The sequence below is a fragment of the Streptomyces colonosanans genome (genome assembly GCF_001866645.1).
Taxonomy (GTDB): Bacteria; Actinomycetota; Actinomycetes; order Streptomycetales; family Streptomycetaceae; genus Streptomyces; species Streptomyces colonosanans.
Genome location: NZ_MLYP01000015.1, coordinates 1 through 14,595, shown reverse-complemented (window position 1 = coordinate 14,595; position 14,595 = coordinate 1). Strand labels below are relative to the sequence as shown.

General features: G+C 72.5%; 12 protein-coding genes and 1 rRNA gene. 4 read left to right on the top strand and 9 right to left on the bottom strand.

All coding sequences use genetic code 11. From position 1 onward, the window contains the following. Positions 1-147: 147 nt before the first annotated feature. Complete coding sequence (locus tag BIV24_RS06750; protein WP_071365246.1) at positions 148-1,521, top strand: FAD-binding oxidoreductase; 1,374 nt, start codon at positions 148-150, stop codon at positions 1,519-1,521. 52 nt (positions 1,522-1,573) lie between these two features. Further along, on the top strand, positions 1,574-3,214 hold the full coding sequence (locus BIV24_RS06745; RefSeq protein WP_071365245.1) for a PucR family transcriptional regulator: 1,641 nt from the start codon (positions 1,574-1,576) through the stop codon (positions 3,212-3,214). 1 nt (position 3,215) lies between these two features. Here BIV24_RS06745 and BIV24_RS06740 read toward each other — a convergent pair whose 3' ends face one another. The 6 genes from BIV24_RS06740 to BIV24_RS06715 form a co-directional block, all read right to left on the bottom strand. Further along, positions 3,216-4,358 (bottom strand): glycosyltransferase family 4 protein, encoded by a 1,143-nt coding sequence (locus BIV24_RS06740; protein WP_071365244.1) that lies wholly within the window; start codon positions 4,356-4,358, stop codon positions 3,216-3,218. Between the two features lie 305 nt (positions 4,359-4,663). Further along, positions 4,664-5,053 (bottom strand): cupin domain-containing protein, encoded by a 390-nt coding sequence (locus BIV24_RS06735; RefSeq protein ID WP_071365243.1) that lies wholly within the window; start codon positions 5,051-5,053, stop codon positions 4,664-4,666. Between the two features lie 51 nt (positions 5,054-5,104). Then, a complete protein-coding gene (gene recN, locus BIV24_RS06730; protein ID WP_071365242.1) occupies positions 5,105-6,823 on the bottom strand; it encodes a DNA repair protein RecN in 1,719 nt (572 codons plus the stop codon). Between the two features lie 359 nt (positions 6,824-7,182). Then, complete coding sequence (locus BIV24_RS06725) at positions 7,183-8,088, bottom strand: NAD kinase (protein WP_071365241.1); 906 nt, start codon at positions 8,086-8,088, stop codon at positions 7,183-7,185. After that, positions 8,085-8,900, bottom strand: coding sequence for a TlyA family RNA methyltransferase (locus BIV24_RS06720; RefSeq protein ID WP_071365240.1), 816 nt, complete (start codon positions 8,898-8,900; stop codon positions 8,085-8,087). The genes BIV24_RS06725 and BIV24_RS06720 overlap by 4 nt, the downstream gene beginning before the upstream one ends. 7 nt (positions 8,901-8,907) lie before the next feature. Then, positions 8,908-9,189: a hypothetical protein gene (locus BIV24_RS06715; RefSeq protein WP_071365239.1), complete on the bottom strand. Its 282-nt coding sequence runs from the start codon at positions 9,187-9,189 to the stop codon at positions 8,908-8,910. 147 nt (positions 9,190-9,336) lie between these two features. Between BIV24_RS06715 and BIV24_RS06710 the strand changes: the two genes are divergently transcribed. Continuing rightward, positions 9,337-9,684: a sterol-binding protein gene (locus BIV24_RS06710; protein WP_071365238.1), complete on the top strand. Its 348-nt coding sequence runs from the start codon at positions 9,337-9,339 to the stop codon at positions 9,682-9,684. Between the two features lie 102 nt (positions 9,685-9,786). Here the strand turns inward: BIV24_RS06710 and BIV24_RS06705 are convergent, their stop codons facing one another. After that, entirely contained in the window at positions 9,787-10,815 is a 1,029-nt protein-coding gene (locus tag BIV24_RS06705) for an HAD hydrolase-like protein (RefSeq protein ID WP_071365237.1), read from the bottom strand. 70 nt (positions 10,816-10,885) lie between these two features. On the opposite strand from BIV24_RS06705, the gene BIV24_RS06700 reads away from it, so the two are divergent. Further along, positions 10,886-12,175, top strand: coding sequence for a DUF1015 domain-containing protein (locus tag BIV24_RS06700; RefSeq protein WP_071365236.1), 1,290 nt, complete (start codon positions 10,886-10,888; stop codon positions 12,173-12,175). A 78-nt stretch (positions 12,176-12,253) separates the two neighbouring features. Here BIV24_RS06700 and BIV24_RS34780 read toward each other — a convergent pair whose 3' ends face one another. Next, positions 12,254-13,045, bottom strand: a complete 792-nt coding sequence (locus BIV24_RS34780) for a tetratricopeptide repeat protein (RefSeq protein ID WP_218149290.1) — start codon at positions 13,043-13,045, stop codon at positions 12,254-12,256. Positions 13,046-14,365: 1,320 nt separating this feature from the next. After that, a 5S ribosomal RNA gene (rrf, locus tag BIV24_RS06690) occupies positions 14,366-14,482 on the bottom strand. Positions 14,483-14,595 lie beyond the last annotated feature (113 nt).

The window sequence follows — 14,595 nt, the reverse complement described above, 5'->3', positions numbered from 1 at the left end:
CGCCGAGCAGGACCGGCGCGTCGTGCCCGCCTGGCGCTGTGACCGGAAAGGTTTGCCGGGCGTCGCGAGCCGGTGAACCTTTCCGGTCACAGCACTAGGCTGAAGGCAGCCCTGTCCCCGCTGCCGTGCCGGAAGGGGGCAGCTGTCATGGCTCCCTTCACCAAGGCGCGCACGGCGCTCGCCGCGCTGCGTGCCGATCTGGCCGGTGAGGTCCTCGCTCCCGGCGATGCGGGCTACGACGTGGCCCGCACCGTCTGCAACGCGCGGATCGACCGCCGTCCGGCCGTGATCGCGCAGTGCGCGGGCGAGGCCGATGTCGTCCGGTCGGTGTGCTTCGCCCGGGATCTGGATCTGAAGATCGCCGTGCGCGGCGGCGGCCGCAGCGTCGCCGGCATGGGCGTCAACGACAACGGGGTGGTCGTCGACCTGCGCCGGATGCGCGGGGTCACGGTCCACCCCGGGGCCGCCGCGGTACGGGTCGAGGGCGGCACCCTGATGCACGATCTCGATCGAGCCACTCAGCCGCACGCCCTCGCCACCACCGGCGGCCGTGACTCCGCGACCGGCGTCGCGGGCTTCGTCCTCGGTGGCGGCAGCGGCTGGCTGGAGCGGGCCCTCGGCCCCGCCGCCGACAGCCTCCTCGGCGTCGAACTGGTGACCGCGGACGGCACCACGGTCCGTGCGACCGCCGAGGAGCACCCCGAGCTGTTCTGGGCGCTGCACGGCGGCGGCGGGAACTTCGGCGTCGCCACCGCGCTCACGCTCAGGCTGCATGAACTGCCCGAGTTCTCCGTCGCCGTGGTCGTCTTCCGGCCCGAGGCGGGCCCCGACGCGATCCGTGTCTTCCGCGATGTCGTCGCCACCGGCCCGGCGGAGGCCGGCGGAGCCGTGCTGTACCTGACCGGGCGGTCCGAGCCGTTCGTCCCCGGGTATCTGGTCGGCACCCTGCTGTGCCTGGTGGTGATCACGTACGTCGGCGGCGCGGACCGCCTGCGCGGGCTCGCCCGGCCGCTGCTGGAGCTGCCGCACGAGTCGGAGGTGATCGCCGCGCTGCCGTACGCGGACGTCCAGTGCCTGCTCGACACCCCGTCCGGGATGCGGAACCACGGGTCGGCCGAGTATCTGACCGCCCTGCCCGATGGACTGGTCGACGTCTTCTGCGCCCGGGCTCGCACCATGCCCGTCCCCACCGGCTGCCGGTACATGCTGTTCCCGTTCGGTGGCGCGGTCACCTCCGCTTACCCCGTCCCCCGGGGGGACGCGCCCTGGGCCGTGCACCCCTGCGGCGTCTGGGCGGACCCGTCGGACGACGACCGGGTCCTGAGCTGGGTCGAGCACGCGCGTGCCGATGTCCGGCCCTGGCGCACCGGCGTGGTGTGTATGCCCCTCATCGGGGACCAGGGAAGGGACCGGGTGGTGGGCGGCCTGGACGCGGAGAGCCTCAACCGGCTGGCGCGGGTGAAGCGGCGGTACGACCCCGACAACGTGTTCCGGTACAACCACAACATTGCTCCGGGCTGACCGGCGGCCGCCCGTGCACCCGAGGCATCCGCGCAGGTTGTAGCGTCACTGCATGGACAGCCGTTTCGACCCCCACAGCACTCAGGGCGCCGGGATCACCGTGCAGCGGGCGCTGGAGCTACCCGGGCTGCGCAGCGGGCTGCCGGAGGTGCTGGCCGGCGCCGACCGGCTGCACCGCCCAATCCGCTGGGTGCACGCGGGCGAGGTCCCGAACATCGCCTCGCTGCTCAAGGGCGGCGAACTGCTCCTGACCACGGGATACGGCCTCGGCACCCGGCCCGCCGACCAGCGCGCGTTCGTCCGCACGCTGGCCGAGCGCGGCATCGCGGCCCTGGTCGTGGAGCTGGGCCCGCGCTTCGCCCGGCTGCCCGCCGCCCTCATCGAGACGGCCCGGACTGCCGGACTGCCGCTTGTCCAGCTGCACCGCGAGGTGCCGTTCGTGGCGGTCACCGAGGAGATCCACACCGAGATCGTCAACGGCCACTACGCGCTGCTCCAACGGGCCGAGGAGGTGCACCGCCGCTGCACGCAGGCGCTGCTCGGCGGCGGAGGGGTGCCCCAGGTCCTGCGCATCCTGGCCGAATTCAGCGGCAACCCGGTGTTCCTGGAGACCGCCGACGGGCAGCTGCTGTACGCCGCCGGGGCCGGTCCGGCGGACACGGACCCGCTCCAGGTGTGGGAGGGCCTGCGCGGTCAGCACAAGAACGAGCCGCCCGCCGGGACGACCCTCGTGGACGTGCCGGGCGGCGGACCCGGTTCGGGTTCCGTACGGGCCCGGCTGGTGCTGCTGCCGGTCAGTGCGCCGGTGGCGCCGGTGCACCGGATAGCCGCCGAGCGGGCCGCCGGCATCCTCGCCGTGGTGCTGATGCAGGCCCGGCAGGAGGAGGAGCTGGCGGCGCGCGGGCGCGGCGACTTCCTCTCCGACCTCGCCGAGGGCCGGATCGCCGCCGAGGACGCGCCCGCGCAGGCCCGGGTGCTGGGTTTCAAGCCGGGCAGCAGCCCGTTGCTGCCGGTGGTGATGCGGCTCGCGGACGGGCTGTCGCCGGGTGGTGGGGGCTGGGCGGTCCTGGCGCGGGCGGTCGCGGAGAAGCTGGCGTCGGTGGGCGTACCGGTCCTGCTCGGCGTACGTCCGGTGGAGGGCCGGGTCCCGCTGCTGCTGGGCCTGCGCTCGGAGTCGGAGCGTTCGGCGGTCGCGGACCGGGTGGCCGCTGCGCTGCGGGCGGGTGTGGAGCGGGCCGGCCTGCAGCGGCCGGGCGCGCCGCCACCGGTCGTGGTGGTCGGTGTCGCGGGCGGCTGGGCGGCGGCGTCGGCGGGGCTGCGGCACGCGGCGGAGACGGCGGCGGCGGCGCAGGGACTGCCGGAGCTGCCCTGGTACGACGCCCGCCGCCTCGACATCGACCTCCTGCTGTGGCGGCTGCGCGACCACCCGGACCTGGCGGCGTTCGTGGACCGCGCGATCGGCCCGCTGCGCGACCACGACCGCCGCTCCCGGCCGCCGCTGCTGCCCACGCTGGAGACGTATCTGGCGCACGCGGGCCGCAAGGCGGAGACTGCCCGCGAACTGCACCTGAACCGGCAGACGCTCTACAACCGGCTGGCCCGGATCGGGGAGCTGCTGGGCACGGACCTCGACGACCCGCAGACGGTCCTGGCCCTCAGCCTGGCCCTGCGGGCACGCCGACACGTGCCGTAGATCAGGCCTGGGTAAGCGGACACATCCGGGTCAACTCGTCGTAGATGCTGAGCACTTGAGCAACGGTCTCGTCGTCCGTCGGCCAGGTCGCGGCCTGTTGTTCGCACTTCTCTCTCAGCTGGTCCCGGCGCACGGGGTCGTCGAGGAGGCGTACGACGGCGCCGGCGAGCGCGTCCGCGTCCCCGCACGGGACCAGTTCGGCCGCGTCACCGACGAGTTCGCGCATACCGCCGACGGTGGTGGCGACGAGCGGCACGCGCGCGTGCAAGGCCTCCTGGGCGAGGACGGACCGGGACTCCCAACTGCCCGGCACCAGCGCAAGGTCGGCGGCGGCGAGCAGTTCACCGACGTCGTCGCGCCGCCCGAGCAGCCGCACGGGCAGTTCCTCGTCCTCGATGCGCCGCTGGATCTCCGCCCGCAGCGGCCCCTCCCCCGCGATCACGACCAGGGGTACCGGGTCGAGGTGGCGCCAGGCGCGGGAGGCGTCGAGCAGCACGTCGTACCCGCGGTGGCGGTCCAGGGCGCCGACGGCCATGAGCAGCGGCCGGTCCATGGCGCCGATTTCGGCGCGAAGCTTGGGCCTCAGCCGGTCGGGGTCGTCGTGTTCGACGGCTTTGCGGGGCGTCGGCAGGGCGACGGCGGCGAGCCGGGCGTCGCGGGCTCCGCGGCGGCGAGCCCGGTCGACGAGGTCGGACGACGTGCCCAGCACCACGGACGCGGCCTTGACGACACGCCGTTCGAGAACGCGCAGGAGACGGGCGCGGGCGCCCTCGGCGTGTCCACGGATGTGCCAGGTGACGACGAGGGGAGTGCGGCGCCCGCTGAGCGCGAGGGCGGCGCGCAGGCCGGCGTGCAACCCGTGCGCGTGCACCAGGTCTGCGTCGGCGCACGCGAAGCGGAGTGCGGTCAGGCAGACGGGCTCGGTGCTGCGGGGCACGGGGATGTGCTGGGCGCCGGCACCGGTGAAATCGTAGATGTGCTCGGCCTCAGCAGGGGCGCACACGGTCACGCGCACGCCCCGAGCGACCAGTCCCGAGGCCAGCGACCGCACATGCGCGCTGCTGCCCGCGCTGCCCCCGCCGAGCACCTGCACGGTGTGCAGCGGCGACCGGCCGTGCGGTGGGAGGCTGCTCGCAAGGCTCACGTGGCCGGGGCTCCTGGTTCGGCGTCGGACGGTCACGAAGAAACGTACAGAAGGATCGTGCGGTGGGGGTGGACCGCGCGAGGTGCTCCGCGGATGACTCAAGCATGCCAGGACGCGCGGGTGTTGCGGCACCGGCGGGATGCGCGACGACAGCGGACCGGGTGGCCCCGGACGGACAAGGTCACCCACACGGGCGAGGGGCGTAACGAGTTCGACCGACTACGCCCTCCGGCCGGCCGAGCGGTCGGCTGCGAGACGACCGTCCGCGTCCCCGCGATCAGCACATGGCGTCGCCCCCTTCGCGGTCAGGTCCGCAGTCCCGCCTGACCCTTCTCTGCCACTGCGTAGCCGGGCACGGACGGCCAGCGAACGGTCAGCACCACCGACTCCTCCTCCGCGAACCAGGAATGGTCGACTCCGCGCCCCCACACGACGTAGTCCCCCTGCTGTTCAAGAAGAACGCTGCGGCCGGGGAGTTCGACGCGGAAGCGGCCGCTGACGAGCACCAGGAGAGCTGTGCGCTCCTCGCCCCTCACCCACTCCAACCGCTCATCGCCACGGGGGTGGACACCCCACTTGATCTCCACGTCCTCGCTGTGGCGCGGGTCGTCGGTGTCCTTGAAGTGCCCGAGGAGCCATCCCCGGTCCAGTGCCGCATCCTTGCCCGCGTTGCCCACGTACACGCTGTCGTTCATATGGTCGGACGCTAGCAACTGCTCTCGCAGGAGGACCGGCCGGGCGGGCTACTACCCATCCGCCCGCGCCGTCGCCAGCAGTTCCTCCGCGTGTGCCCGGGCCGTCTCCGAGTCCTCCTGGCCGGCCAGCATCCGGGACAGCTCCCGGACCCGCTCCTCGCCCTCCAGGACCTTCACCCCGGAGCGTGTCACCGACCCGTCGTTCGTCTTCTCCACCAGCAGTTGGCGATCGGCGAACGCCGCCACCTGGGGGAGATGGGTGACGACCACGACCTGTGCGGTCTGCGCGAGCCGGGCCAGCCGGCGTCCGATCTCGACCGCCGCCTTGCCGCCGACACCCGCGTCGACCTCGTCGAACAGATACGTCGGCACCGGGTCCGTCCCCGCGAAGACGACCTCCACGGCGAGCATCACGCGCGAGAGCTCACCGCCGGAGGCGCCCTTGGCGATGGGCCGCGCCGGCGCACCGGGGTGGGGGGCGAGCAGCAGCTCGACCTCGTCGACGCCCGACGGCCCGTACGCGACCGTACGCCCGCCGACCTCGACGCCGTCGGGATCCTCCGTCTGCCGGATCGCGAACGACACGCGTGCGTGCGGCATGGCGAGCGAGGCCAGCTCGGCGGTCACAGCGGCGGCGAACCGTTCGGCCGCGTCCGTGCGCGCGTCCGTCAACGCCTGTGCGAGGCCGCCCAGTTCGCCGCGCAGGGTGTCCCGCTCGGCGGTCAGCTCCTCGATCCGCTCGTCGTCGCCGTCGAGCTCGGTCAGCCGTGCGGCGCTCTGTTCGGCCCAGGTGAGGACGGCGCCCACGTCCTCCCCGTACTTCCGGGTCAGTGCGGTGAGCGCGGCCCGTCGCTCCTCGACGGCGGCCAGCCGCAGCGGATCGGAGTCCAGGTCATCGGCGTACCCGGCCAGCTCACCGGCGACATCACCGAGCAGGATCCCGATCTCCCCGATCCGGTCGGCGAGGCCTGCCAGCGCCGGATCGTGCGATCGCACCGTTTCCACGGCCCGGTGCGCGCCCGCGACCAGCGTGGCCGCGTCGACGCCCTCGGGGTCCTCCGGATTGCCCGCGAGGGCGGCGTGCGCGGCGGTCGCGGCGGACGCGAGCGCCTCCGCGTGCCCGAGTCGCTCGGCCTCCTCGGCCAGCTCCACGTCCTCGCCCGCGCGCGGTTCCACGGCCGCGATCTCGTCGAGCCCGAAGCGCAGCATGTCGGCTTCCTGGACCCGCTCACGCGCGCGGGTGGTGATTTCCTCCAGCTCGGCGGACACGGTCCGCAACCGTCGGTAGGCCTCCGTGTACGTGGCGAGCGGCACGGCGACGGCGTCCCCCGCGTACCGGTCGAGCGCTTGGCGCTGCCGGGACAGCTTGAGCAGCCCCTGCTGGTCGGTCTGACCGTGCACCGCGACCAGTTCGTCGGCCAGCTCGGCGAGCACGCCGACGGGCACGGAACGCCCGCCCAGATGCGCCCGTGAGCGCCCCTCGGCGGAAACGGTACGGCTGATGAGCAGGGCCCCTTCGTCGAGCTCGGCCCCGGCCTCTTCGGCGCGTGCGACGGCGGGGGCGTCCTCGCGCATGGCGATCCGCCCCTCCACGACCGCGTTCTTCGCCCCGATCCGTACGAGCGCCGCATCCGCGCGCCCGCCGAGCAGCAGACCGAGACTGGTGACGACCATGGTCTTGCCCGCACCCGTCTCGCCGGTCACGGCGGTGAAGCCGGGCGACAGCTCGACGACCGCGTCGTCGATGACTCCGAGTGACCGTATCCGCATCTCCTCCAACACGGAGAAGACCTTACGAGGTCGGGCGGGGGATGTGCGAGCGGCCCTTGTCACCCTGGGGAGGTAACCGGGCCCCCGAAGCTCGTGCTGTGACCGGAAAGGATTGCCGGAAAGCTCGCGGCGTCCGGTGCCGGGGGCATCTCCCACGCCCTTCAGGCAGTGGGGGAACATCGCAAGGCGGAGCATCACCCGCGTACTGGACGTACTCGGGTGATGCGACCACGCGGCGGTGGGGGCCCCTCCCGCGCTGGGGGTCCCCCCGCTCGAGCGGAGCCGAGAGTGGGGGAGAAGCCGAGCGTGGGGGAGCCGTGCCAGGCGTCGCGAGCCGGTGAACCCTTCCGGTCACAGCCCTAGCGAGGCCGCCCCCGCCACCCCGACACCGGCAACGCGAACTTGGCCACCAGCCGGTCGGTGAACGAAGCGTGGTGCAGCCGGGCCAGGCGCACCGGCACCGCCCCTCTGCGCACCTCGACCCGCGCTCCCTGCGGCAGCTCCACCATCCGCCGCCCGTCGCACCAGAGCACCCCGTGCGGGGTGTCCGGCTGCACCTCCACGGCGAGCACGGAGTCCGGCGAGGTCACCAGCGGCTTGGCGAACAGTGCGTGCGCGCTGATCGGCACCATGAGCAGCGCCTCCACCTCCGGCCACACCACGGGCCCACCGGCCGAGAAGGCGTACGCCGTCGACCCGGTGGGGGTGGCGCACACGATGCCGTCGCAGCCGAACCCGGTCACCGGCCGCCCGTCGATCTCCAGGACGACCTCCAGGAGCTTCTCGGCGGAGACCTTCTGCACGGCCGCCTCGTTGAGCGCCCAGTCGATGTGCACGATGTCGCCGTTCCGGTGCACGACGACGTCGACGGTCATGCGCTCCTCGACCTCGTACGCCTTCATCACCACCCGGTCGACGACCCGGTCGAGATCGTCCCGCTCGGCCTCGGCGAGGAAGCCGACCCGGCCGAGGTTGACGCCGAGCATCGGCACCCCGGAGGCGCGGGCGAACTCGGCGCCGCGCAGCAGGGTGCCGTCACCGCCGAGCACTATCAGCAGCTCGCACCCGTCGAGGCACTGCGGGGTGGCCTCCTTGACCAGCTCCACCTCCTCCGGCAGCGGCAGGTCGGCAGCCTCGGCCTCCAGGACGCGTACGCCGATCCCGCACCGCAGCAGCCCCTTGACCACGAGTTCGGCGCTGCGAATGGCCGCGGGCCGCCCGGTGTGGGCGAGCAGGAAAACAGTACGAGCTCGGTTCTGTGTCAACGCGGCCCCTCCGCCACTGCACGGTCTACGTCGGCCGGGTCCAGTGCGGGTGCTCCGGCTCGCAGCCACAGAAAGTACTCGACATTGCCCGAGGGTCCGGGCAATGGACTCGCCGTCACGCCCTTCACTCCGAGCCCCAGTTCCATGGCCCGTTCGGCCACCCCGCACACGGCTTCCGCGCGCAGCTGCGGGCTGCGGACGACACCGCCGCTGCCCAGCCGTTCCTTCCCCACCTCGAACTGCGGCTTGACCATCATCACCAAGTCGGCGTCCGGCTTCGTGCACCGCACCAGGGCGGGCAGCACCAGCCCGAGCGGGATGAAGGACAGATCCCCCACGACAAGATCCACGGGCTCCCCGTCGATCGCTTCGAGCGTCAGCTCGCGCACGTTCGTACGGTCCTTGACGGTGACGCGTTCATCGCTCTGGAGGGACCAGGCGAGTTGTCCGTATCCGACGTCGACGGCGACGACATGGGCGGCACCCGCGCGCAGCAGGACGTCGGTGAAGCCTCCGGTGGACGCGCCGGCGTCCAGTGCCCGCCGCCCCTCGACCTGCAGGCCTTGCGGTACGAAGGCCTGCAGGGCACCGGCGAGTTTGTGGCCGCCGCGCGAGACGTAGTCGGGGTCGTGGTCGTCCTGGGCGACCACGATGGCGGCCGCGGTCTCCACCTGGGTGGCGGGCTTGGTCGCGACGGTCTTGCCGACGGTGACCCGGCCCGCGGCGATCAGCTGGCTGGCGTGCTCGCGCGAGCGCGCCAGCTTCCGACGAACCAGTTCCGCGTCGAGACGGCGGCGTGCGACTCCTGCCACGTTCGGTTCAGCTCCTGTTTCCGAGTCCGAGATGCCGTGGGGGCGCCGGAGGTCCCGGGCGGGCGTCGAGCGCGGTGAGCGCGTCGCGCAGCCCCCTGTGTACATCCTCGTACACCTCCAGGTGTCCGTCCGTGGCGAGGTGGTCTGCGTCGGCCAGCCGCTCCAGCCCGGCGTCGACATCGGCGTGGCCCGTGGGGGTCCGGGGCACGTGCAAGGGCACAGCGGCGGGCCGGGGCTCCGGCATCGCCGCGTTCTGGGAAGGATCGGTCTCCGGAACAGACTCGCTCATGCCCCGACGCTATCGCTCCTCGGCGGAGATCGAAGGATCGCGCTGTTGCCGGATCACGCTGTCCCCGCCTTCGCGCGGCACCGCGAGCCGGAATCCCGACGCTCACGCCATCCAGCGACAGTGGACGCTGAGGTACCGTCACTCCCGATGGCGACGATTGAGGAGTGCCGCAGCGCACTCGACAAGCTCTCCGACAACCTGGCCGGTGCCGACGGGGACGTACGTACGGCCGCGGCCCTGGACCGCTCGCTCAGCTGCCGTATCACCGACCTGGACATCACCTTCGTCGGCCACCTCAGGGGCGGCCGGATCGAGGTCCTCGACACGCTTCCGGGGCCTCCGCCCGAGAAGGCCCAGATAAGGCTGACCATGGCCGGTGACGACCTGGTGGCGATGGTCGACGGCGAGCTGAGCTTCGCGAGGGCCTGGGGCTCGGGCCGGGTGAAGCTGGAGGCCGGTCTGTGGGATCTGCTCCGGCTCAGGAAACTCCTTTAGCGACCACGCGGGCGCGTGCCCTGGGTGCGGCGGGCGCCGCCAGGGGTGTGCGCCGGTCCCGGTGCCGTGGCTTCGCCGCGAACACCGGGACCGGCGGCCGTCTCACAGCCCGAGGCGCGCCAGCGCCTTCCCTCCGTCCAGCCCGCACGAGCCGTCGCCGGCCGCTGTCCAGGCCGCCGCGCACAGCGCCCGCAGTCCGTCCGGGGCCTCGCCCTCGCCCGCCAGCTCCAGCCGCTCCTGCCCCGCCGTGGCCGTCCAGCCTCCGCAGCGGAAACCGTCGCCGGCCCGGGTGACCTCCGGCTGCCCGCTCAGCAGGCCGCGCAGGTCAGCGTCGACGTAGGTCGGCCGGTGGTGCGGGGGCGCGGCAAGCAGTCGGGCGCCGTCGGTCACTCCCGTCAGGACGAGCAGCGAGTCGACCTTGCCGTTGAACGCTCCCTCGATGTCCGTGTCCAGCCGGTCCCCGACCACCAGCGGCCGCTCGGCTCCGGTGCGCAGGATCGTCTCGCGGTGCATCGGCGGCAGGGGCTTGCCCGCCACCTGCGGCTCGGCGCCGGTCGCGATGCGTACGACCTCCACGGCCGCCCCGTTCCCCGGGGCGATGCCGCGCGCGCTCGGGATCGTCAGGTCGGTGTTCGACACGAACCAGGGCACGCCGCGGGCGATGGCGTAGCACGCCTCCGCGAACCGCCCCCAGGGCAGCTCGGGCCCGCCGTACCCCTGCACCACGGCCACCGGATCGTCGTCGGCGGACTCGACGGGCACCAGGCCCCGCTCCCGCAGGGCGACGCGCAGCCCTTCGCCGCCGATGACCAGGATGCGCGACCCTGCGGGCAGCTGCTCACTGATGAGCCGGGCCACGGCCTGCGCCGAGGTGATGACGTCCGAGGCCTGCGCCGGTATCCCCAGCTCGGTGAGGTGCGCGGCCACCGCGTCCGGTGTACGCAGCGCGTTGTTCGTGACGTACGCCAGGTGCATCCCGTCCGCACGGGCGGTGCCGAGCGATTCCACGGCATGCGCGATGGCGCTCCCGCCCGCGTACACCACTCCGTCCAGGTCGAGCAGCGCCGTGTCGTACGCCTCGCTCAGGGGCCGGGCGCTTCCCTCGGGGCTCGTCCTGACGGTCTGACTCATTACGCATGCTCCTCGCTCGTTCGCTTTCCTCGATCATCGCTCATGGCACCGACACACTTACGATGCATCAATGAACACTGCAGCTCCCAGGGACGTATCGGCGCATGCGGGCCTCGACCTGGCCCCCTTCCGGGGGCTGCGCTACGACCCGCGTCGCATCGGCAGTCTCGCGGCGGTCACCTCTCCGCCGTACGACGTCGTCGTGCGCCCGGACGGGCTGCTCCATCTGGAGTCGGCGGACCCGTACAACATCGTCCGCTTGATACTGCCCCAGGCGACCACCCCGGCGGCCCGCACCCAGCAGGCGGCGGACACCCTGCGCCGCTGGCTGTCCGAGGGCATCCTGACGGCCGACGCCGAGCCCGGCCTCTACGTCTACGAACAGCGTGGCGAGGGGCTGCTGCAGCGCGGTGTCATAGGAGCCCTGCGCGTCTCGGAGCCCTCGGACGGCGTAGTCCTCCCCCACGAGGACGTCATGCCGCACGTGATCGCGGACCGGGCGGCCCTGATGCGCGCGACCTCCGCCAACCTGGAACCCCTTCTCCTGACGTACCGGGGCAACGGTTCCGACGTCGGTACGCGGGCCGTCATCGAGCGCACCACCGAGGGCACGCCTCTGCTGTGCACCACCACGGAGGACGGCTTCTGCCATCGCCTGTGGGCGGTCACGGATCCGGCCGACCTGGCCGAGATCCGGACGGATCTCGCCGGGCACCAGGCTCTGATCGCTGACGGTCACCACCGCTGGGCCACCTATCTGCGTCTACGCGCGGAGCATGCTTCTCCCAGCCCCTGGGACTATGGCCTGGTCCTCCTGGTGGACACCGCCCGCTATCCGCTCCGGGTCCGTGCGATCCACCGCCTTCTGCACCGCCTCCCGGTGGCCGACGCGCTGTCCGCTCTCACGGGCCTGTTCCGTGTGCGCGACCTGCGTGTCCCGCTCACGAAGGCCCGGGAGGTGCTCGCGGACGCGGCCTGCACCGGCAACGCCTTCCTGCTGGCGGGCGATGGCGTCTTCCATCTGGTCGACCAGCCGAGCCCGGACCTTCTGGCGCGTACGGTCCCGGCGGACCGCCCGGAGGCCTGGCGCACCCTGGATGCGACGGTCCTGCACGCCACGCTCCTGGAGCACGTGTGGCGCATCCCCGAGGACTCGCCGGAGCACATCGCCTACATCCACGACACGGCCGCCGCGGTCGAGAAGGCGGAGCGTGACGGCGGCACGGCTGTGCTGATGCACCCGGTCCGCGAGGAGGTCGTACGGGAGCTGGCCCGCCAGGGTGTGACGATGCCGCGCAAGTCGACGTCGTTCGGTCCGAAGCCGGCGTCGGGGCTGGTGTTGCGGGCGCTGACGTCCTGACGTGCTCGGCGCGTCCCGGGAACGTGAACGGGGGGCGGGATCCCGGCCGGGATCCCGCCCCCCGTTCACGTGTGAGGGTCAGCTCTTGTCGTCGTCGGAGTCGCCGTCCTCGGTGTCCTCGGTGTCCTCGGTGACCGTTTCCGGCGAGGCTCCGCCGGCCGGGTCCTGGGTGCTCTCGTGGTTGGCGTCCTCGTCGAGCGCGTCGACGAACTCCACGCCGTCCAGCTCAGCGAGCCGGTCGGAAGCGTCGGTGCTGCCGTCCTTGTCGGACTCGACGGCCTTGGCGAACCACTCGCGTGCCTCGCTTTCCCGTCCGGCGGCGAGGAGCGCGTCGGCGTACGCGTACCGCAGTCGCGCGGTCCACGGCTGCACGGAGTTGGAGGCCAGCTCCGGGCTCTGCAGTGTCACGATGGCGGCGTCGAGCTGCCCCATGTCGCGGCGCGCGCCGGCCGCGACGAGCCGCATCTCGACCTGACCGGCCTTGTCGAGCTTGTGCACTTCAGGTGCACCGGCCATGTCCAGCGCCTTCTCGGGTCGGCCGAGGCCGCGCTCGCAGTCGGCCATGACGGGCCACAGGTCGACGTCGCCGGTCATGCGCCGGGCCGCACGGAACTCGGCGAGGGCCTCGCTGTACTTCTGGTTGGCGTACGCGGCGAAGCCGGCCGCTTCACGCACGGCGGCCACGCGGGACGCGAGGCGCAGCGCCACCTTGGAGTACCCGTACGCGCCCTCGGGGTCCTCGTCGAGGAGCCTGGCGACCATCACCAGGTTCTTGGCGACGTCGTCGGCGAGCGTCTTGGGCAGGCTCTGCAGTTCCTGCCGTACGTCCTTGTCGATCTCCTCGCCCGTGACGTCCTCGGGGATCGGCAGCCGCTTGATCGGCTCGCGGTCGCGGTCCCGCTCCTCACGGAACCGGCCGCCGCCGCGCCGGTCGTCGCTTCCACGGAACCCACCGGGGCGACCACCGCGGTCGTCGCGACGGGGGCCGCGGAAGCCACGATCGTCACGTCCTCGGAAGCCGCCGCGCTCGCCGCGGTCGTCCTCGCGACGGAAACCGCCACGGCCTTCTTCGCGACGGAAACCGCCACGCTCGCCGCCACGGCCGTCCTCGCGACGGAAACCGCCACGGTCACCACGGTCGTCCTCGCGACGGAAACCGCCACGGCCTTCTTCGCGACGGAAACCGCCACGCTCGCCGCCACGGCCGTCCTCGCGACGGAAACCGCCACGGTCACCACGGTCGTCCTCACGGCGGAAACCGCCACGCTCGCCGCCACGGCCTTCTTCGCGACGGAACCCACCGCGCTCGCCACGGCCGTCCTCACGGCGGAAACCGCCACGCTCGCCGCCACGGCCTTCTTCGCGACGGAACCCACCGCGCTCGCCACGGCCGTCCTCGCGGCGGAAACCGCCACGGTCACCGCGGGCGTCTTCGCGGCGGAAACCGCCACGGTCACCGCGGTCGTCCTCACGGCGGAAACCGCCACGCTCGCCGCCACGGCCTTCTTCGCGACGGAAACCACCGCGCTCGCCGCCACGGCCGTCCTCACGGCGGAAGCCGCCACGGTCACCGCGGGCGCCGTCATGGCGGTCGTCGCGACGGCCGTAGCCACCGCGGTCGTCGCGCCGGAAGCCCCGGTCGCGGTCGTCGCCGCGTCGGTCGTCACGACGGCCATAGCCACCACGATCGTCGTCGCGGCGACCGTGACCACCGCGGTCGTCGTCACGACGTCCGTACCCGTCGCGCTCGTCATCGCGCCGGTAGGAGGGACGGTCGCCGTCGCGCCGGAAGCCCCTGTCCCGGTCGTCACGGCGCGGGCCGGTGGACCGGTCATCGCGGCGGAAACCACCGCGGTCACCGCGATCGCCTTCGCGGCGGTCATCGCGACGTTCGTCGCGGCGGAAGCCCCGGTCGCGGTCGTCACGACGGCCGTAGCCGCCGCGGTCCCCGTAGCCGGCGCGGTCGTCGCCGCGGCGCGGCCCCCCGCGGTAGCCGCCTCGGTCACCACTGTCCCGTCGGCGCTGGTCGCGCTCAGGACGCTCGTCGGCAGGGTTGGGGGACATCGGTGACTCCTGTCTTCGGTACTGCAAAGTCATTCTCGCGCATCCGGGTACCCGGCGCGCAGTGGAAAAACAAAAAAGGACCTTTGGTCCCAGCGAGTCGCTGGGACCAAAGGTCCTCCAAAGATTGTTCGGCGGCGTCCTACTCTCCCACAGGGTCCCCCCTGCAGTACCATCGGCGCTGTAAGGCTTAGCTTCCGGGTTCGAAATGTAACCGGGCGTTTCCCTCACGCTATAACCACCGAAACCCTAATGGTTTCGAGCGAACAAGCACACTCTTCAATTGATGTTCTGCTCTGAACCGACAACGGATCGTTGTCTCAGAACTAACACAGTGGACGCGAGCAACTGAGGACAAG